The following is an 18,122-nucleotide window of genomic DNA, read 5'->3' on the forward strand; positions in this document are numbered from 1 at the left end:
AAGCATGAGCAAGTGATGGCATTTTGACAACAGCTTCGTGGAGTGCGGCATTGCACATTTTCGCCATAGGGTTGTCGAAAAAAACCGTCGCTTGAGCCCGATCTCCGCTTGAGCGCAGAATGACCAGCCCCGGGGCAGTCCCCGTCATCCGTGCTTAGACAAGGATACCCAATGACCAAGCTTCGCATTCTCTGCACCGCCGTCCTGCTGGCTTGCGCCAGTGGCCAGGTCCTGGCCGATGCCGCCAGCCATGCCGCCGATGCCGAGCGCTTTCTCAAGCTCGCCCGTGCCGACAAGCTGACCGTTCCGGTCTACGCCCAGGTGCAGCAGATGTTCGAGCAGCGTTTCCAGCAGACCCAGGCGCCGGCCAGCAAGAAGGCCACCCTGGAGAGCTACCAGGCCAAGGCCAATGCCGCCCTGGACAAGGCCGTCGGCTGGGACAAGCTGAAACCTGAACTGGTGAAGATCTACACCAGCAATTTCAGCGAGAGCGAACTGAAAGAGCTGATCACCTTCTATGAATCCCCGCTGGGCAAGAAGGTCCTGGAAAAGATGCCGGCCCTGACCCAGCAATCCGCCCAGCTCACCCAGAGCCGCCTGGAAGCCGCCGTACCCGAGGTCAACAAGTTGCTCAGCGACATGACCACCGAACTGGCGCCCCAGGACAAGAAAAAGCCGTAAGCGGAGTCGATCGATGTCCATGCGTGACCGCATCCTGACCGCCTTGCAGAGCCTCGAACCCCAGCACCTCGACGTGCTGGACGAGAGTCACATGCACAGCCGCGGATTGGAAACCCACTACAAGGCGGTGATCGTCAGCCCGGTGTTCGCCGGCCTGAATGCCGTCAAACGCCACCAGAAGGTCTACGCCAGCCTCGGCGAGCTGATGGGGCAGGTCCATGCCCTGGCCCTGCACACCTACACCCCCGAGGAGTGGGCAGCGCAGGGCGCAGCACCGGATTCGCCGACCTGTCGTGGCGGCAGCAAGCACGATCACTGAGTAAAACTGTCTGAGTTGCCAATGGCACGTTGCGTCTGATCCTTGGTTTGCCGGTGGCTTCGATCTTCCATTCGGCGCCTGGGACCATTTCACGCAGCGTCCGGCCTGCGGCTTTTTGATAGACTTCGCACCGCGCCGGCCCAGCCGGCGCAGTCGTTTCTATCACCCGGTCCGCCCTTTACGCGGGCGACCACTGGAGGAAGTACCGCATGACCCAGATCGTTGTTGCGGCGCTGTACAAGTTCGTCACCCTGAAGGACTACGTCGCGCTGCGTGAACCCCTGCTCAAGACCATGCTCGACAATGGTGTCAAGGGCACGCTGTTGCTGGCCGAAGAAGGCGTCAATGGCACCGTGTCCGGCACGCGTGAAGCCATCGACGCGCTGATCGCCTGGCTCAAGGTCGATCCGCGTCTCGTGGACCTGGACCACAAGGAGTCCTACTGCGATGAGCAGCCCTTCTATCGCACCAAGGTCAAGCTGAAGAAGGAAATCGTCACCCTGGGCGTGCCCGGCGTCGACCCCAATCAGAACGTCGGCACCTATGTCGACCCCAAGGACTGGAACGCCCTGATCAGCGATCCCGAAGTGCTGCTGATCGATACCCGCAACGACTATGAGGTGGCCATTGGCACCTTCGAGGGCGCCATCGACCCCGAGACCAAGTCGTTCCGCGAGTTCCCCGATTACATCAAGGCCAATTTCGACCCGGCGGTGCACAAGAAGGTCGCGATGTTCTGCACCGGCGGCATCCGCTGCGAGAAAGCGTCCAGCTACATGCTCGGCCAGGGCTTCGAAGAGGTCTTCCACCTCAAGGGCGGCATCCTCAAGTACCTCGAGGAAGTGCCCCAGGAAGACACCCTCTGGCGCGGCGACTGCTTCGTCTTCGACAACCGCGTCACTGTGCGCCACGATCTCTCGGAAGGGGATTTCGACCAGTGCCACGCCTGCCGTAACCCGATTTCCGTGGAAGATCGCCAGTCGGAGCACTACGCGCCCGGCATCAGCTGCCCGCTCTGCTGGGACAGCCTGAGCGAGAAAACCCGTGCGAGCGCCATCGAGCGACAGAAGCAGATCGAACTGGCCAAGGCCCGCAACCTGCCTCACCCGATCGGCCGAGACCCGCGCCAAGCCCTGGAGGATTGAGCTTGCCCAACGCCCGCCTGCTCTATGTGATGGACCCGATGTGTTCCTGGTGCTGGGGCTTTGCCCCGGTGGTCACGGCGCTCGCCGAGCAGGCTGCGGCAGCCGGCGTTCAGCTGCATCTGGTGGCGGGCGGCCTGCGTACCGGCCAAGGCGCCGCGCTGGATGCACATACCAGACGCTACATCCTCGAGCACTGGCAGGCGGTCAATCAGGCCACCGGACAGCCTTTTTGCTTCGAGGGCGCGCTACCTGATGGCTTCATCTACGACACCGAGCCGGCCTGCCGCGCCCTGGTGGTCGCCCGTTCGCTGGCGCCCGAACTGGCCTGGCCACTGGTGAAGAAAATCCAGCATGCCTTCTATGCCGAAGGTCGCGATGTCACCCAGGCCGCAGTCCTGGTGGAGCTGGCCGAGCAGATCGGCATTCCGCGCATCGAGTTCGCCGCCGCCTACGATGCCGCTGCCAGCCACGAGGCGACGGCTGCTGATTTCACCTGGGTGCAGGACCTTGGCATCGCCGGTTTTCCCACCCTGCTGGCCGAGCGTGACGGACAGCTCGCGCTGTTGACCAACGGCTACCAGCCGCTCGAACAACTGTCGCCCCTGCTGGGCCGCTGGCTGGAGCGGGGTGCCCATGCCTGATCGCCTGAGTTGGGCGGAAATCCGTCGTCTGGCCCTGCGCCACAAGAAAGCCCTCTGGCTGGCCAACCTGGTCGCCGTGCTGGCCACTCTCTGCAGCGTGCCCATTCCGTTGCTGCTGCCCCTGCTGGTGGACGAAGTGCTGCTGCAGCGGGGCGACGGCGCGCTGCGCTTCATGGACCACTTCCTGCCCCAGCCCTGGGAAAGCGCCGTCGGCTACATTGGCCTGATGCTCGTCGTGACCCTGCTGTTGCGTGGCATGGCACTGGTGTTCAACGTCTTGCAGGCGCGCCTGTTCGCGCGGCTGGCCAAGGACATCGTCTACCGCATCCGTACCCGCCTGATCGAGCGCTTGAAGCGCATTTCCCTCGGTGAATACGAGAGCCTGGGCGGCGGTACCGTCACCGCCCACCTGGTGACCGACCTGGACACCCTGGACAAGTTCGTCGGCGAGACGCTCAGCCGCTTCCTCGTGGCCGTGCTGACCCTGACCGGCACGGCGGCCATTCTGGTCTGGATGCACTGGCAACTGGCGCTGCTGATCCTGCTGTTCAACCCGCTGGTGATCTACGCCACGGTGCAGCTCGGCAAGCGTGTCAAACACCTGAAGAAGCTGGAGAACGACAGCACCTCGCGCTTCACCCAGGCGCTGACCGAAACCCTGGAAGCCATCCAGGAAGTACGCACCAGCAACCGCCAGGGCTTCTTCTTCGGCCGACTCGGCCAGCGTGCCCAGGAAGTCCGCGACTATGCGGTGGCTTCCCAGTGGAAGAGCGATGCGGCGGGGCGCACCAGCGGCTTGCTGTTCCAGTTCGGCATCGATTTCTTCCGCGCCGCGGCCATGCTCACGGTGCTCTTCTCCGACCTCTCCATCGGCCAGATGCTGGCGGTGTTCAGTTACCTCTGGTTCATGATCGGTCCGGTGGAGCAGCTGCTCGGCCTGCAGTACTCCTACTATGCAGCCGGTGCCGCACTCACCCGCATCAACGAACTGCTGGCCCGTGCCGACGAGCCCCAGTACACGCCGAGCGTCGATCCGTTCCGCGGCCGCGAGACCGTGGGGATCGAAGTGAAGGGATTGCGCTTCGCCTATGGCGAGGAGCCGGTGCTGGACGGCCTCAACCTGTCCATCGCCCCCGGCGAGAAGGTCGCCATCGTGGGTGCCAGCGGTGGTGGCAAGAGCACCCTGGTGCAATTGCTGCTGGGGCTCTACCAGCCGCAGGCCGGGCAGATCCGCTTCGGCGGCAGCCGGCTGGACGAGATTGGCCTGGCCGAAGTGCGTGACAACGTGGCGGTGGTCCTGCAGCACCCGGCGCTGTTCAACGACAGCGTGCGTGCCAACCTGACCATGGGCCGCGAGCGCAGCGACGAGGCCTGCTGGCGGGCCCTGGAAATCGCCCAATTGGCAGAAACCATCCGCAACCTGCCCATGGGACTGGACAGCGTGGTGGGTCGATCCGGCGTGCGCCTTTCCGGCGGCCAGCGGCAGCGATTGGCCATTGCCCGCATGGTGCTCGCCCAGCCGAAGGTGGTGATCCTCGACGAAGCCACCTCAGCCCTGGACGCCGCCACCGAGTACGCGTTGCACCAGGCGCTCGGCACCTTCCTCAACGGTCGCACCACCCTGATCATCGCCCACCGCCTTTCGGCGGTTAAGCAGGCGGATCGGGTACTGGTATTCGACGGCGGCCACATCGCCGAGGACGGCGACCATCAGCAGCTCATCGCCGAAGGCGGCCTCTACGCCAAGCTCTACGGGCATCTTCAGCAGGGCTGACGGCGGATTCTCTTTGTAGGAGCGAGCTTGCTCGCGAAAAGATCCTGCCTGGGCTCTTCGCGAGCAAGCTCGCTCCTACACGTTCGGCCATGAGATAGGTGCAGCGCGCCGCCCTTGGCGAATGAATTCGCCCCCACAAGAGGAGCAAACGGCGGACGGGACAAGCCCTGTCGGAACGCACGTTCCCTGTAGGAGCGAGCTTGCTCGCGAAAAGATCGCGCCCGGGCTGTTCGGCGGAGATCATGGCGCCAGGTCGTTGGGGCGGCTGCGCCGCCCTTGGCGAATGAATTCGCCCCTGCAAGAGGAGCAATCGGGGAGCAGGGTGGCTCAGCCGTGCTTCACCGCTTCCAGGAACACCACGCGCTGGCCGATATCGTGGAACACCCGCGCCGAGGCGATCTGCTTGTAGTCGACTCCGTCCAGCAGGCTGAGCATCTGCACGTCGTGGCGGTAGTGCGGGCGCCAGTCCAGCAGGTCTTCGAGGAAGCCGATGCCGTTGACCCCGGGACGGAAGTTGGCCAGCAACAGGCGCCCACCCGGTCGAACCGCCTGGAACAGCCTGTGGACAAGTCGCTCGCTGCGGCGGTCATCCAGCAGCTCCGTGACGCCGGCGGAATACACCAGGTCATAGCCGTCGAATCCACATTCGCCTGCCAGCAACTCGTTCAGGCTGCCATGACGCGTGAGTACGCCAAGCGCACCGTAGCTGTTGCGCACGGTTTGCAGGCGTACCGCGTCGTCATCGAACACCAGCATTTCGCCGAAGCGCCCATGACGCAGTTCGCGGGCCAATTCCGCCTCGCGGAAATGGCCGCCGGAAATGCACAGGATGCGTGCGGCCTTGCCGGCGCGCTGGCAGGTTTCATCCAGGGCGCGGGCCAGCATGCGCCGCCGGCAACGCAGGGCGCGCGCCGCCGGTGCGCTGGTGGCGAAGTCGAATAGCTGGCGGGTGCGCTCTTCCGGCAGGGTGTGCAAGGCGTCGGATTCCACGCCATAGAGATAGTCCTGCAGCAAGGCGTTGCCGCAGCGCAGGCCTGGACTGGGCAGCTGGCGGCAGGGGAAGGGCAGGATATTGCTCGGTGGCGGCGCTTCCTCGCGGACAGGCGCCGGTTTCTCGAATCGCAACTGCTCACGTTCGGTCTTGATCTGTTGCAGTTCGTCGTGGAGTTGCCGTTGTTCTTTTATGCCTTTGCTCAGATCTTCCGGATCACTGATCTCTTCCACATGCCACCTCGTCTGGCCAGTCGTGGATTCCTAGACCCGTCACGCGGGATGGAGGCAGGTATTCGCTTCGAGTTGAACCTTAGTTGATGGCTATCTGCCTGCAATCATCCAGATAGATGAAATCGCGCTTTCGAAAAGGCGCGACTGCACGATTCAGAGCCCTTGCAGTCGAGTGAGCAGGGTGATCAGCTCGGCCTGGCGTTCCGTTTCAGTCTTGCGGAACAGTGCGCGCAATTGCGTGCGTACCGTGTTGATCGAGACATTCAGCCGCTCGGCGCAGGCTTCCGGGGTCAACCCCTGGAGGAGCAGTTCGGCCAGACGCTGCTCCGCCCGGCTGAGCTGGAACAGATCGGCGAGCCACTGGCTTCCTGGCTGGTGCTCCAGCAGTGCCACCAACGCCAGTGGGCCGCTGTGCTGGGGCGCCAGCCCGGACGCTTCGGGGACCGGGGTGACCATCAAGCGAGCGGGCGGGTCACCGGCCAGGCTCAGCCAACCAGCACGGTGCCTGCCATCGCTGCCGGTGGCCTGGCGGATGAGTGCCTGCAGGCGTCCGTCCTGGGCCTTGCCATGCAAGCGTCCCTGGCGATCCTGTAGGGCAAAGGCCGCCTGGCCCATGCGCCGTTCCGCCTGGCGGTTACAGAACAGGACGCGCCCTTCGCCATTCAGCAGCCAGACCGGCGCCGGGTGGCGCTCCAGCAGTAGGTCGCGGCGAGCCACATCCAGCTTCAGATCCTGCAGTCGATTGCTCATCCGTGCCGCGCGCAGCAAGTGAGGGCTCAGGCGTTGCAGCAGGTCGCGCTGCTGCATCTCCGGCAACGCCGCACCCACCGCAGTCAGGAGCGACAGATAGATGCCCGAGCCCGCCGCCTCGTGCAGCTTGATGCAGGAGATGTTGTTCATGCCAAAGGGGATGTGGAACTCCTGGTAATACGGATCGCGGTGAATGCGCTGCGGGCCGAGGTCTTCCAGGTCGTGGTACCAGCTGCCTACCGGGCGCGGTACCAGCACATCCTTGGCCGGGTCGTACTGGTGGTAATAAGCGTTGTAGGCCTCGACGCTGGCCGGGTCGCACAGGTTGATGGCGGTGACCTGGGGGCGCTGGTCCCGCTGGTCGAGGAACAGGAGGGCGCCCATCTGATGGCCGGTGGCGCTCGCCAGCGCCTCCAGCATCGAACGCCACGCGCCTTCATCGAGGACGCACTCGTAGCAAAGGTTGACCAGGTTGTCGTACAGGTTGTTCAGGTGCGGCATCAGACAGCTTCCCTGCGAGGATGGGTGGCACATCGCTTTCATATGGCACAGGCCAGAGCTCCTTGCCTAATGCCGCTGGTCGGCTTGATGGCTTCCCTCCTGGAAGCCTGGATGAACGCCCTGTCAAGAAATCCTTACGCGAATGGCGCGCCTGCCAGGCGGTATCGGCAATCCCGGGGTGGCGTAAGGAAAACTTTCCGGATCGACCGTTCGGCGCCGCGCCAACCGCAATCCCACGCCTTGTTCGCCAGGCGCTGCCAGAGTGAGATGGCGCAAACAAAAAACGGCCCGACGCCATGAATACCGAACTCACCCTCTACGGCTACTGGCGCTCAAGCGCTGCGTACCGCGTGCGTATCGCCCTCAACCTCAAGGGCCTGGCCTATCGCCAGGAAGCCGTCCACCTGGTCAAGGATGGCGGCCAGCAGCACCAATCGGCCTATCGCGAGCTCAACCCCCAGGGCCTCTTGCCCCTGTTGGTGGATGCGGGCAACGCGGGCGGCGAAATCCGCATCGCGCAATCCCTAGCCATCCTCGAATACCTCGATGAAGTCTTCCCCGTACCCGCGCTGCTGCCGGCTGATCCGGCTCAACGCGCGCTGGTGCGTTCCCTCGCCATGCACATCGCCTGCGACGTGCATCCGCTGAACAACCTGCGCGTGCTGCAGTACCTCAAGGCCGAACTGGGCGTGGCTGATGAGGCCAAGGACGCCTGGTACCGCCACTGGGTCGCTCTCGGTCTCGCGGCGGTGGAAAAGGGCCTGGAGGCCTTCGGCGGTAAGCTCTCCCTGGGGAGCCGGCCGGGTTACCTGGAAGCCTGCCTGGTGCCCCAGGTCTACAACGCCCGACGCTTCGACTGTGACCTGTCGGCCTATCCGCGCATCCTCGATATCGCTGCGCGCTGCGACGCCCTCGAAGCATTCAGGAATGCTGCTCCGGAGGTACAGCCAGACGCGCAATAGGAAGGTTACCCGCCTTGCACGGCTCTGCCGAAATGGCGTCTGCGCTTTGCCAATGCTGCGTTAGAAACCGACTCAGAATGCTCATTTAGGGAACCTAAACTCCGCTTCTTCGCCGGTTTCTGCCTTGCCTTGACTTTGCTCGGCACCCTTTCGACTAGATCCAGATTCCGCCGGACCACAAGCCCGGCGGGTGAAATCCCGTCACGACAACAACAAAAGGTGACGCAATGAGTGATATGCAACACTCAGGCGAGCTGAAACGCGGCCTGAAGAATCGCCACATCCAGTTGATCGCCCTCGGCGGCGCCATCGGCACCGGTCTTTTCCTCGGTTCCGCCGGCGTGCTCAAGTCCGCCGGCCCGTCGATGATCCTTGGCTACGCCATCTGCGGATTCATCGCCTTCCTGATCATGCGCCAGCTCGGCGAGATGATCGTCGAAGAGCCGGTCGCCGGCTCCTTCAGCCATTTTGCCCACAAGTACTGGGGTGGTTTCGCCGGTTTCCTTTCCGGCTGGAACTGCTGGGTGCTCTACATCCTGGTGGGCATGAGCGAGCTCACCGCGGTTGGCAAGTACATCCACTACTGGTGGCCGGACGTGCCCACCTGGGCCACCGCCGCGGTGTTCTTCCTGGTGGTCAATGCCATCAACCTGGCCAACGTGAAGCTGTTCGGCGAAGCCGAATTCTGGTTCGCCATGATCAAGGTGGTCGCCATCGTCGGCATGATCGTCCTGGGTTGCTGGATGCTGTTCAGCGGTAGCGGCGGCGAGCAGGCGGCCGTGAGCAACCTCTGGGCCCATGGCGGCTTCTTCCCCAATGGCGTGAGCGGCCTGGTGATGGCCATGGCCTTCATCATGTTCTCCTTCGGCGGCCTGGAAATGCTCGGCTTCACCGCTGCCGAGGCCGACAAGCCCAAGCAAGTGATCCCGAAGGCGATCAACCAGGTGATCTACCGCATCCTGATCTTCTATGTCGGTGCCCTGGTGGTGCTGCTCTCCCTGAGCCCCTGGGATGCACTGCTGGCCTCCATCAACAGTGCTGGCGATGCCTACAGCGGCAGCCCGTTCGTGAAGATCTTCGCGCTGATCGGCAGTGACACTGCTGCTCACCTGCTGAACTTCGTGGTGCTCACCGCCGCGCTGTCGGTCTACAACAGCGGCACCTACTGCAACGGTCGCATGCTGCTGGGCCTGGCCGAACAGGGCGATGCCCCGCGTTCCCTGGCCAAGGTGGATAAGCGTGGCGTACCGGTGCGTGCCTTGGTGGTATCCGCCGCCGTGACCTTCCTCGCCGTGGTGGTCAACTACGTGGTCCCGCACAATGCCCTGGAGCTGCTGATGTCCCTGGTGGTGGCGGCCCTGGTGATCAACTGGGCGATGATCAGCTACTCGCACCTGAAGTTCCGCCAGCGCATGGACAAGGACGGTGTCCGCACCGGCTTCCGTTCCCTGTGGTTCCCCATGAGCAACTACCTGTGCCTGGCTTTCGTGCTGTTCATCCTCGTCATCATGCTGATGATCCCGGGCATCCAGGTGTCGGTGTACGCCATCCCGGTGTGGCTGCTGGTGATGTGGGGTTGCTACCGCCTGAAGCGGAGCGGTAAAGCCGAGACCAGCAAGGTCGCAGGCTACGAGGCGGGCTGATAATCCGCTGTACCAACAAGAACCCCGGCCATGCGCCGGGGTTCTGCTTTGTAGGTTGGGTAGAGGAACGAAACCCAACAGGCTGGGTTTCAAGCCCTCGCTTAGCCTGTCGTACCTCCCATCGTTGGGCTTCGCTTCGCTCAGCCGCAACCTACGGGTCATCAGATCTGGAACCGCGCCACCGACGATTGCATGGCGCTGGCCACCGCATCCAGGCGTTCGGCGGCGTGGGCGAGGTCCTGCATGGCGCGGCTGTTGCTCCGCGACATCTGGGCGATCAGCTCGACGCGCTGGGCCACTTCGCTGCTGGCCTTGGACTGCTCGCCGATGGTGTAGGAAATCTCCTCCACCACTTCCGCCGCACGATGAGCGCCGCTGCGAATCTCGCTGATCGACTCTCCCGCCTGCCGCGCCAGGCCGACGCCAACCTGCACCCGTTCCACGCCGGTCTGCATGCTGTCCACCGCGTGCTGGGTAGATTCACGGATGCGCTGGATCATCCCGGTGATTTCCTGGGTCGACTGCGCGGTGCGCGCCGCCAGGTTGCGTACCTCGTCTGCCACCACGGCGAAACCCCGGCCGGCTTCCCCGGCGCGGGCGGCCTCGATGGCGGCGTTCAGTGCCAGCAGGTTGGTCTGTTCGGCGATGCCTTTGATCACCTGGATGATGGAGTGGATCTCTTCCGAAGACTCACCCAGGGCGGTGATGGTGCTGGAGGACTGGTTCACTGCGTCGGCGATGCGATTCATGCCTTCCACCACCCCGAGGATCACCTTGCCGCCGCTGCCGGCGAGGTCTTCCGACTGGGCGGAAATGCTCTGCGCATTGCGCGCGTGTTCGGCGATCTGGCCGATGTTGGTGATCATCTGTTCCATGGCTGCGGCCATGCTGGTGGCGCTGTCGGATTGCTCGCTGGCGCCGTCGACGATGCTTTGCGAGGTCTCGCTGAGACGGTGCGCGGTACCGCGCAGTTCCTCGCTCTCGCTGCGGATGGTGGCGATCATCTGCCGCAGGTTGCCCTGCATGTCGGCCAGCGCCCGTTGCAACTGGCCGGCTTCGTCGTCGCTGTCGATGCTGACCTGGGTGGCCAGGTTGCCCTGGGCGATGGCACGCGCCACGCCGACGGTTTTCTCCAGCGGCCGTAGCACGGCGCGCATCAATTGGCCGGTGACCAGGCAGAGCAGGCCGATCACCAGCAGGATGCCTCCGACCAGCCATTTGGCGGCGTTGCTGACGGCCGCTTCGCCATCGGTGCGGGTCTTGGCCGCATGGGATTCGATCTTGCCGCTGAGGGCTTCGTTCTTTTCTTCCAGCTCGCCGAAGCTGCGTTCGAAGGAGGCCAATTCGGCACGGGCCGCCTGCGAGTCGCGCAGGGCGAGGTTGACGATCCGCTCGGCGTCGCCGATGTAGATTTCCAGGGCGGGCTGGGATTCGGCGATTGCGTTGCGGATATCCGCCGTGAGCGGCAGCTTGGCGTTCTCGCCGAGGGTGCGGCGGAACCATTCGCTGTGATCGCGCAGGTCATTGCGCACCTGGTCGGCGCCGGCCTGGTCGCCCGGCTGCACCACCAGGGCGGCCAGCACGTCCGCGCGCAGGGCGTCGTGCATCATGTCGCCCTCCAGGTGGTTGCGCAGCGCGCTGACGCTGAGCTGGTTCTCGGCCAGCGCGTCGGCGAGGTCGGTCTGTCCCCAGTAACCGATGCCACCCAGGAGGGTGGCGGCGAGGACGCTGATTGCCCCGGAGGCGACCATTTTCTGTCTTATTTTCATGTCCTGTACTCGCTGGATTGGCCGAATGCTGGCAAGGGTAGTCCAGCAACAAGTGGCGCTGGAGTGTTTATCGGCCGCCAGGCGAGTGGCATGAGGGGGGGACGACTCAGTGGATTCCCTAGCGCTGCAACAGTCCCGCCCAGCTGGATAGGGGAATCACCTGATCCTCGTGCCAGATCCGCTGCCAGAGCAGCTTCAGGCGCTCCAGGTCGCCCCGGCTGGTCGGCCAGCGGCGTGCCTCCGTCACCGGTTGCCAGCGGCCGTCGCGCTGCTCCGCGAGGATGAAGCGGAAGGGGTGGAAACCGGTCATGCCGAGGCGCAGGTCAGTGACCACCAGCATCTGGTCGATCTGGTCGTAGCGCAGGATGCCGTGGGTGAACCAGGCCAGCCGCACGTGCTGCGGGGAGTCCCGCAGGCGCCGGGCCAGGTCGGTGCCGCGCGGTATGCGCTCGAGCCTGGGTGGCGCGTCGTCGAACCAGCTGACCAGCGCTTCGTGGTAGTCCTCGCCGTCCAGCACAGTCACGCGCCAAAGCAGCGTGTTGAAGGGTGTAGGCGCGCTGAAGATGGTTTGCGGACGGATGCCGTCCCGCTCCAGCACGTCATACACCCGCTGTTCGGCCATGAACTTGCCGCCAAGGCTGGAGAGCAGGTAGAGGCTCGACAGGGCCAGCGCCGCCACCGGTAGGCGCGGCTTGCGTCCACGCAATCCGAACAGCAGGCCACCGATCACCGCTGCGATCAGCGGCAGGGTGTAGAGCGGGTCGATGATGAAGATGCTCGACCAGGCGATGGGCGGCGTCTGCATCGGCCAGAACAGTTGGGTGCCGTAGCTGGTGAAGGCATCCAGCAGCGGGTGGGTGACCAGCACCAGCCAGAGGGCGAGGAACAGGCGCTGGGTGGTATACTCCGGATTGGGGCGCCATCGTCGTACCAGCAAGGTCAGCAGGGCCGCCAGTGCCGAGAGCACGAAGATCGAATGACTGAAACCCCGGTGGTAGGTCATCGCCGCCACCGCGTCGGTGTAGCGGATCACCACGTCGAGGTCCGGCAAGGTGCCGAGCATGGCGCCGTAGAGCAGCGCCTTGCGTCCTTGCCAGCGCCCGAGCAGCGCCCCCTGGATAGTGGCGCCGAGCACCGCCTGGGTGAGTGAGTCCATTGCCATCTCTCGAAAATGATCCGCCGGCTAAATTACTGCGCCGACAGCCATCCCGGCAGCGGGAAATTCTCACCAGATTTTTCCGACAATGGAGAGGGTGAAAGACCGTATGGATGCGAAATGAATCCTGCTGATTCCCCTCCTGGTGCGGGGCGGACCAGGAGGGGAAGCTGTTGCCGACCGATTACTCGTACACCACTGGACGATGATGGATGCGTGATTGATAGCGGGATTTCTGTGCGGGTTCAGCCGCTTGCGTCGGGGTCCCTGACCCGGCCGCCGTGGGTTTTTCCTCGACCAGTTGGGCGAAACGCTCGCTTTCGTCCTGGGTCGTCTGCTCGCGCTGTGCTTGCAGCTCCTTGTGCTGGATGAGCCGGTCGCTGCCTCCTTCAGCTGTGGCCTGGAAAGAGGTCAGCGCGACAAGAGAGAACAACAGGCTGGAGAAGGCAGTGGTGCTAATTGCGGATTTCATGTTTCTTCCTCGTTTAAACACTTGAACAACCCCCGAGGCCGGATATTAAGGAAGAACTTAGGTGCCGCCAGAAGTATTTTGTGGTGCCTGACAAATGGCCAATTTAAAGATAATTGGTAGTTTTATAAGGAGCTGATTGGCATGGAGTATTCCGTAATTCATGCTCTTTTGAAGGGCATGTAACGGACTGTTGTTAGGTATGTAATTGGCTGTAATTGAGTTGTTTCTGTCGGGTTTCAGGGAAACACTTCAGAAACAAAATAAGTTGGGCAACAGAGCTCACTGGTCCGACTTTTGACTTGGAATGCCGGTAGTGATTTCAATGCCGCCCCGAAACGCCCGCTCGCGTTCCCCCCGATACCCCGTTCTACAAGCGCCAGAGCCCCCGTCCTACGTGCCTTTCGCGCTAGTCCCATTGGACGATGCCCACCTCCGGACCTGCGGATTTAATCCATCCCCATAGTGCCCCGTGCCCCGAGTGCGCGGCGATAACGACAATGAGGAGAACCGCATGGATATCCGTGGCCTGGGTTACGTCACCGTAGCCTCGACAGACCTGAAGCGCTGGGGCGACTACGCCTCCGGGGTGCTCGGCATGATGGTGGATGCCGTGGCGGACGAGTGGCTCTACCTGAAGATGGATGAGCGCCCCTACCGCATCCTGGTAGAACGCGCCGACCGCGATGGCTATGGCGCCTGCGGTTGGGAAGTCGCCGGCAAGGCCGCCTTCGAGCAGGCCATCACCGAGCTGCAACAGGCCGATGTGGACGTCCAACGTGGTAGCGCGGCCGATGCCGCCAGCCGCAAGGTGCAGGAACTGGCGCGTTTCGCCGACCCGGATGGCAACCGCCACGAACTGTTCTGGGGCCCGCTGCAGAATTTCGCCCCCTTCATTTCCCCGGCCGGTGTTTCCGGCTTCGTCACCAGCGATCTGGGCATGGGTCACGCCGTATTGCCGGCGCCGTCCTTCGACCGCTGCCTGGATTTCTACGAGCGCGTCATGGGTTTCGGCCTTTCCGATCTGATGAAAGTGCGCTTCACCCCTGATCCGGCTGAGCCGGAAAAACGCATCCACTTCCTCCACTGCAACAACGGTCGCCATCACTCCCTGGCGCTGTTCGAGTGCCCGATTCCTTCAGGCTGCGTGCACCTGATGGTGGAAGTAGGCGAGCTGGACGACGTGGGCCGCGCCCTCGACCGCATGCACGCCAGCGGCGTGAAGCTCTCCGCCACCCTCGGCCGTCACACCAACGACGACATGACCAGCTTCTACATGCAGACCCCAGGCGGCTTCGACCTGGAGTACGGCTGTGGCGGCAAGGTCATGGACTGGGAGCGCCACACCCCCTTCGAGAGCACCGTGGTCAGCCACTGGGGCCATGACTTCAGCGTCGGCCGTCAATAAGGAACCGCCCCATGGACAAACGCATGACTGCTGCCGACGTCGTCGGCCAGCTGAGCGACGGCATGACTATCGGCATCGGCGGCTGGGGTCCCAGGCGCAAGCCGATGGCCCTGGTGCGCGAGATTCTGCGCTCCGACCTCAAGGACCTCACGGTGGTCGCCTATGGCGGCGCCGACGTCGGCATGCTCTGTGCGGCCGGCAAGGTGAAGAAGCTGGTCTACGCCTTCGTATCGCTGGACTTCATCCCGCTCGAACCCTACTTCCGCAAGGCCCGCCAGGACGGCGCGGTGCAGGTCATGGAGATCGACGAAGGCATGTTGCTGCTCGGCCTCAAGGCCGCCGCCATGGGCGTGCCGTTCATTCCCACCGCCGTGGGCCTGGGCACCGACGTACTGAGCATCAACCCGGAGCTGAAACTGGTCAGCTCACCCTACGACGACAGCCGCGACTGGGTCGCCATGCCGGCGCTGAAGCTCGATGCGGCACTCGTCCATGTCGACCGCGCCGACGCCCGTGGCGTCTGCCAGATCGCCGGTCCCGACCACTACATGGACGACCTTTTCGTGCGCGCCGCCCAGAAGGCCTTCGTGAGTTGCGACGAACTGGTCGACAGCGCCTGGTTCCATGAGGACCCGGCCCGTGCCCGCCAGGTGTTCTGGGAACGCAACCGCACCAGTGCCGTGGTGCATTTGCCGGGCGGCGCCCATCCGTCGTCCTGTGCGCCGCTCTACGGCTTCGATACCGCTCACTTCAAAGCCTACAACGCCTCGGCCACCGAGCCGGATGGTTGGCAGGCCTACATGGAGCGCTACGTGAACTGCGGGGAAGCGGAGTACCTCGCGCGTGTAGGTGGCCTGGACGCCATCCGCCAACTGCCGCTCCCGGTTTTCTGAGGACGCTGAGATGACTGCCACCAAACAACCCTACAGCCTCGCTGAACTGATGATCTGCGCCGCCTCCGAAGCGTTCGCCGGTGACGGTGAGGTGCTCGCCACCGGTATCGGCGTGCTTCAGCGCCTGGCCGCGTCGCTGGCGATGCTCAATTCCAATGCTGAACTGATGATGACCGACTCCGAAGCCTTCATGGTCGCCGAACCGGTGCCGATCGGCCCGCGTGGCGGCTACCAGCCGAAGTTCGACAGCTGGATGGGCTTCTCGCGGATTTTCGACAACGTCTGGAGCGGCAAGCGCCATGCCCTGGTAGGGCCGGTGCAGATCGACCGCTTCGGCCAGGCCAACATCTCCTGCATCGGCGAACACGCCAAGCCCAAGTCGCAGATGCTCGGCGTCCGCGGCTTCCCCGGCAACTCCATCAGCCACGCCAACTCGTTCATGGTGCCCAGCCACAACAAGCGCGTGTTCGTTGATGGCGAAGTGGATGTGGTGGCGTCGGTCGGCTACAACCCCGAGCGCCTCGCCCGTGGCTGGTCGCTGGACGAGATCGACCTGCGCCTGATCGTCACCGACCTCTGCGTACTCGATTTCCAAGGGCCCGGCCGGCAGATGCGCATCCGTTCCCTGCACCCCGGCGTCAGCGTGGAAGACGTACAGGCCGCTACCAGCTTCCCGCTGCACGTGCCGAACACGATCCCCACCACCGCCGCACCGACTCTCGAACAACTGATCCTCATCCAGCAACTGGACCCGCACAACCTGCGCGCCAGCCAGCTCAAGGACAATCCGCCGGGCGTGCGCGCCCAGGCCATGACCCACTAAGGCGGAGCCGCACACATGAGCCACGAACAGGCCGCAGAAGCAGAGGTGGTGCAGTACGAGGTGCAGGGGCCGTTGGCCCTGGTCACCATGCACCGCCCCGAGTACCACAACGCGCAGAACTCGCGCATGACCTACGCCCTGGATGCTGCCTTCCGCCGCGCCTGTGATGACGACGCGGTCAAGGTCATCATCCTGCGCGGTGCCGGCAAGCACTTCTCTGCCGGCCACGACATCGGCACGCCGGGTCGCGACGTCAACCAGAGCTTCGAGCGCACCAGCCTCTGGTACGACCACGTGAACAAGCCGGGCGGCGAGTTCCTCTACGCCCGCGAGCAGGAGGTCTACCTCGGCATGTGCCGGCGCTGGCGCGACATGCCCAAGCCGACCATCGCCATGGTGCAGGGCGCCTGCATCGCCGGCGGCCTGATGCTCGCCTGGGTCTGCGACCTGATCATCGCCTCGGAAGACGCCTACTTCGCCGATCCGGTGGTGCGCATGGGCATTCCGGGAGTCGAGTACTTCGCCCATGTGCACGAACTGAATCCGCGCATCGCCAAGGAATTCCTCTTCCTCGGTGAACGCATGGGCGCCGAGCGTGCGTACCAGATGGGCATGGTCAACAAGGTGGTGCCGCGCGACGTGCTGGAAGACGTGACCCTGGACGTGGCCCGGCGCATTGCGCAGATGCCGCGCCTGGGCCTGCAACTGACCAAGCAGGCGGTGAACAACGCCGAGGACCTGATGGGCAAGCGCGCCACCATGGACATGGTGTTCGGCCTGCATCACTTCGCCCATGTGCACAACGAACTGGTCAGCGGCGACAAGCTCGGCGGCTACGACGCCCGTGGCATGGCGCAGTCCCAGCGCAACCCGTCGGAGGCGTGATGGCGATTTCCCTCGATACCCGCCTGACCCGACTGCTGGGTTGCCGCTACCCGATCATCCAGACCGCCATGGGTTGGGTGGCCGATCCGAAACTGGTGGCCGCCACCGGCAATGCCGGCGGCTTCGGCTTCCTCGCCGGGGCCACCATCGAACCGCAACACATGGAAGCGGCCATCCTCGAGACAAAGCGGCTGACCGACCAGCCCTTCGGCGTCAATTTCCACATGTACCAGGCCAACGCCGGTGAGATCGTCGAACTGGTGCTCAAGCATGGCGTGCGTGCGGTGAGCTACAGCCGCTCGCCCGGCAAGGCGATGATCACCCGGCTGAAGGATGCCGGCGTGGTCTGCATACCCACCGTGGGCGCACTCAAGCACGCGGTGAAAGCCGTGGAGATGGGCGCCGACGCCGTGACCGTGCAGGGCGGGGAGGGCGGTGGCCATACCGGCTCGGTGCCCACCTCGATCCTGCTCGGCCAGGTCGTGGATGCCGTTGATGTCCCGGTGGTCGCCGCTGGCGGCTTCAAGGACGGACGCGGCCTGGTATCAGCCCTGGCCCTCGGTGCCGAGGGTATCGCCATGGGTACGCGCTTCTTGATGAGCGCCGAGAGCCCGGTGCCGCCGGCCACCCTGGAGCGCTACCTGAAGGTCCGCGATCCGGCCGCCATTATCGTCAGTCGCGCCATCGACGGCATGCCGCAGCGGATGATCCGCAACGAGCTGCTCGACAGCCTGGAGCGTTCCGGCGGTCTCAAGCGCCTGTTGCTGGCCCTGCGTAGTGCCCTTGCCTATCGCCGCCACAGTGGCGCCAGCATCGGCCAGTTGCTCGGCAGTGCCCTGAAGCTCGGCGGCGCAGATGGCCTGACCGCCGCGCAGACGCTGATGGCCGCCAACGCGCCCATGGTGATCCAGAAAGCCATGGTCGAGGGCCTGCCGGCAGCGGGCGTGCTCCCCGCCGGGCAGATCGCCGCAAGCATCGACAGCCTGCCGGGCTGCGCCGAACTCATCGAATCCATCGTGCAGCAGGCCGAGCAGCGACTCGCCGAGCTGTGCCGCCGTGCATCCTGAGGGGAGAAGGCC

General features: G+C 64.2%; 17 protein-coding genes. 12 read left to right on the top strand and 5 right to left on the bottom strand.

The genetic code is table 11. The features are described from left to right. Positions 1 to 171 precede the first annotated feature (171 nt). The 5 genes from E8E95_RS05220 (at position 172) to E8E95_RS05240 (ending at position 4,560) form a co-directional block, all read left to right on the top strand. Positions 172 to 681: a DUF2059 domain-containing protein gene (locus tag E8E95_RS05220; RefSeq protein ID WP_077523899.1), complete on the top strand. Its 510-nt coding sequence runs from the start codon at positions 172 to 174 to the stop codon at positions 679 to 681. Positions 682 to 694: 13 nt separating this feature from the next. Further along, positions 695 to 1,000 (top strand): BolA family protein, encoded by a 306-nt coding sequence (locus E8E95_RS05225; protein ID WP_077523898.1) that lies wholly within the window; start codon positions 695 to 697, stop codon positions 998 to 1,000. 209 nt (positions 1,001 to 1,209) lie between these two features. After that, positions 1,210 to 2,145, top strand: a complete 936-nt coding sequence (locus tag E8E95_RS05230) for a rhodanese-related sulfurtransferase (RefSeq protein WP_280348700.1) — start codon at positions 1,210 to 1,212, stop codon at positions 2,143 to 2,145. Between the two features lie 38 nt (positions 2,146 to 2,183). Then, on the top strand, positions 2,184 to 2,786 hold the full coding sequence (locus tag E8E95_RS05235) for a DsbA family protein (protein ID WP_280348957.1): 603 nt from the start codon (positions 2,184 to 2,186) through the stop codon (positions 2,784 to 2,786). Further along, positions 2,779 to 4,560: an ABC transporter ATP-binding protein gene (locus E8E95_RS05240; protein ID WP_077523896.1), complete on the top strand. Its 1,782-nt coding sequence runs from the start codon at positions 2,779 to 2,781 to the stop codon at positions 4,558 to 4,560. Before E8E95_RS05235 ends, E8E95_RS05240 begins: the two co-directional genes overlap by 8 nt. A gap of 327 nt (positions 4,561 to 4,887) precedes the next feature. On the opposite strand, the gene E8E95_RS05245 is transcribed toward E8E95_RS05240, so the two are convergent. Both E8E95_RS05245 and E8E95_RS05250 read right to left on the bottom strand, forming a co-directional pair. Then, positions 4,888 to 5,784 (bottom strand): class I SAM-dependent methyltransferase, encoded by an 897-nt coding sequence (locus E8E95_RS05245; protein WP_280348702.1) that lies wholly within the window; start codon positions 5,782 to 5,784, stop codon positions 4,888 to 4,890. A 153-nt stretch (positions 5,785 to 5,937) separates the two neighbouring features. Beyond that, positions 5,938 to 7,035, bottom strand: a complete 1,098-nt coding sequence (locus tag E8E95_RS05250; protein WP_280348704.1) for a helix-turn-helix transcriptional regulator — start codon at positions 7,033 to 7,035, stop codon at positions 5,938 to 5,940. A 296-nt stretch (positions 7,036 to 7,331) separates the two neighbouring features. Between E8E95_RS05250 and maiA the strand changes: the two genes are divergently transcribed. Further along, positions 7,332 to 7,997: a maleylacetoacetate isomerase gene (gene maiA / locus E8E95_RS05255; RefSeq protein WP_280348706.1), complete on the top strand. Its 666-nt coding sequence runs from the start codon at positions 7,332 to 7,334 to the stop codon at positions 7,995 to 7,997. A gap of 227 nt (positions 7,998 to 8,224) precedes the next feature. After that, positions 8,225 to 9,640 (top strand): amino acid permease, encoded by a 1,416-nt coding sequence (locus E8E95_RS05260; protein WP_280348708.1) that lies wholly within the window; start codon positions 8,225 to 8,227, stop codon positions 9,638 to 9,640. Positions 9,641 to 9,801: 161 nt separating this feature from the next. Here the strand turns inward: E8E95_RS05260 and E8E95_RS05265 are convergent, their stop codons facing one another. From E8E95_RS05265 to E8E95_RS05275, 3 genes are all read right to left on the bottom strand, one after another. Beyond that, positions 9,802 to 11,409 carry a methyl-accepting chemotaxis protein gene (locus tag E8E95_RS05265; protein WP_280348710.1) on the bottom strand — a complete coding sequence of 536 codons (1,608 nt, stop codon included), beginning with the start codon at positions 11,407 to 11,409 and terminating at the stop codon, positions 9,802 to 9,804. Positions 11,410 to 11,527: 118 nt separating this feature from the next. After that, positions 11,528 to 12,565 carry a metal-dependent hydrolase gene (locus tag E8E95_RS05270; protein WP_280348712.1) on the bottom strand — a complete coding sequence of 346 codons (1,038 nt, stop codon included), beginning with the start codon at positions 12,563 to 12,565 and terminating at the stop codon, positions 11,528 to 11,530. 184 nt (positions 12,566 to 12,749) lie between these two features. Beyond that, complete coding sequence (locus tag E8E95_RS05275; RefSeq protein ID WP_280348714.1) at positions 12,750 to 13,037, bottom strand: hypothetical protein; 288 nt, start codon at positions 13,035 to 13,037, stop codon at positions 12,750 to 12,752. A gap of 511 nt (positions 13,038 to 13,548) precedes the next feature. Here E8E95_RS05275 and E8E95_RS05280 point away from each other — a divergent pair. From E8E95_RS05280 to E8E95_RS05300, 5 genes are read left to right on the top strand one after another with little or no spacing between them, the layout of a single operon-like run. After that, positions 13,549 to 14,442, top strand: coding sequence for a VOC family protein (locus tag E8E95_RS05280; protein WP_280348715.1), 894 nt, complete (start codon positions 13,549 to 13,551; stop codon positions 14,440 to 14,442). 11 nt (positions 14,443 to 14,453) lie between these two features. Continuing rightward, positions 14,454 to 15,335 carry a CoA transferase subunit A gene (locus E8E95_RS05285; RefSeq protein WP_179062255.1) on the top strand — a complete coding sequence of 294 codons (882 nt, stop codon included), beginning with the start codon at positions 14,454 to 14,456 and terminating at the stop codon, positions 15,333 to 15,335. Between the two features lie 10 nt (positions 15,336 to 15,345). Beyond that, the gene (locus tag E8E95_RS05290) at positions 15,346 to 16,158 is read left to right on the top strand and encodes a ketoacid CoA transferase (protein ID WP_280348717.1); all 813 of its coding nucleotides are present in this window, start codon (positions 15,346 to 15,348) and stop codon (positions 16,156 to 16,158) included. A gap of 15 nt (positions 16,159 to 16,173) precedes the next feature. Continuing rightward, complete coding sequence (locus E8E95_RS05295) at positions 16,174 to 17,043, top strand: enoyl-CoA hydratase (RefSeq protein WP_280348719.1); 870 nt, start codon at positions 16,174 to 16,176, stop codon at positions 17,041 to 17,043. Continuing rightward, positions 17,043 to 18,110 carry a nitronate monooxygenase gene (locus E8E95_RS05300; RefSeq protein WP_280348721.1) on the top strand — a complete coding sequence of 356 codons (1,068 nt, stop codon included), beginning with the start codon at positions 17,043 to 17,045 and terminating at the stop codon, positions 18,108 to 18,110. The genes E8E95_RS05295 and E8E95_RS05300 overlap by 1 nt, the downstream gene beginning before the upstream one ends. Positions 18,111 to 18,122 lie beyond the last annotated feature (12 nt).

Origin of the sequence: Pseudomonas sp. BN414, from assembly GCF_029871275.1 — a bacterium.
GTDB classification, from domain to species: Bacteria; Pseudomonadota; Gammaproteobacteria; order Pseudomonadales; family Pseudomonadaceae; genus Metapseudomonas; species Metapseudomonas resinovorans_C.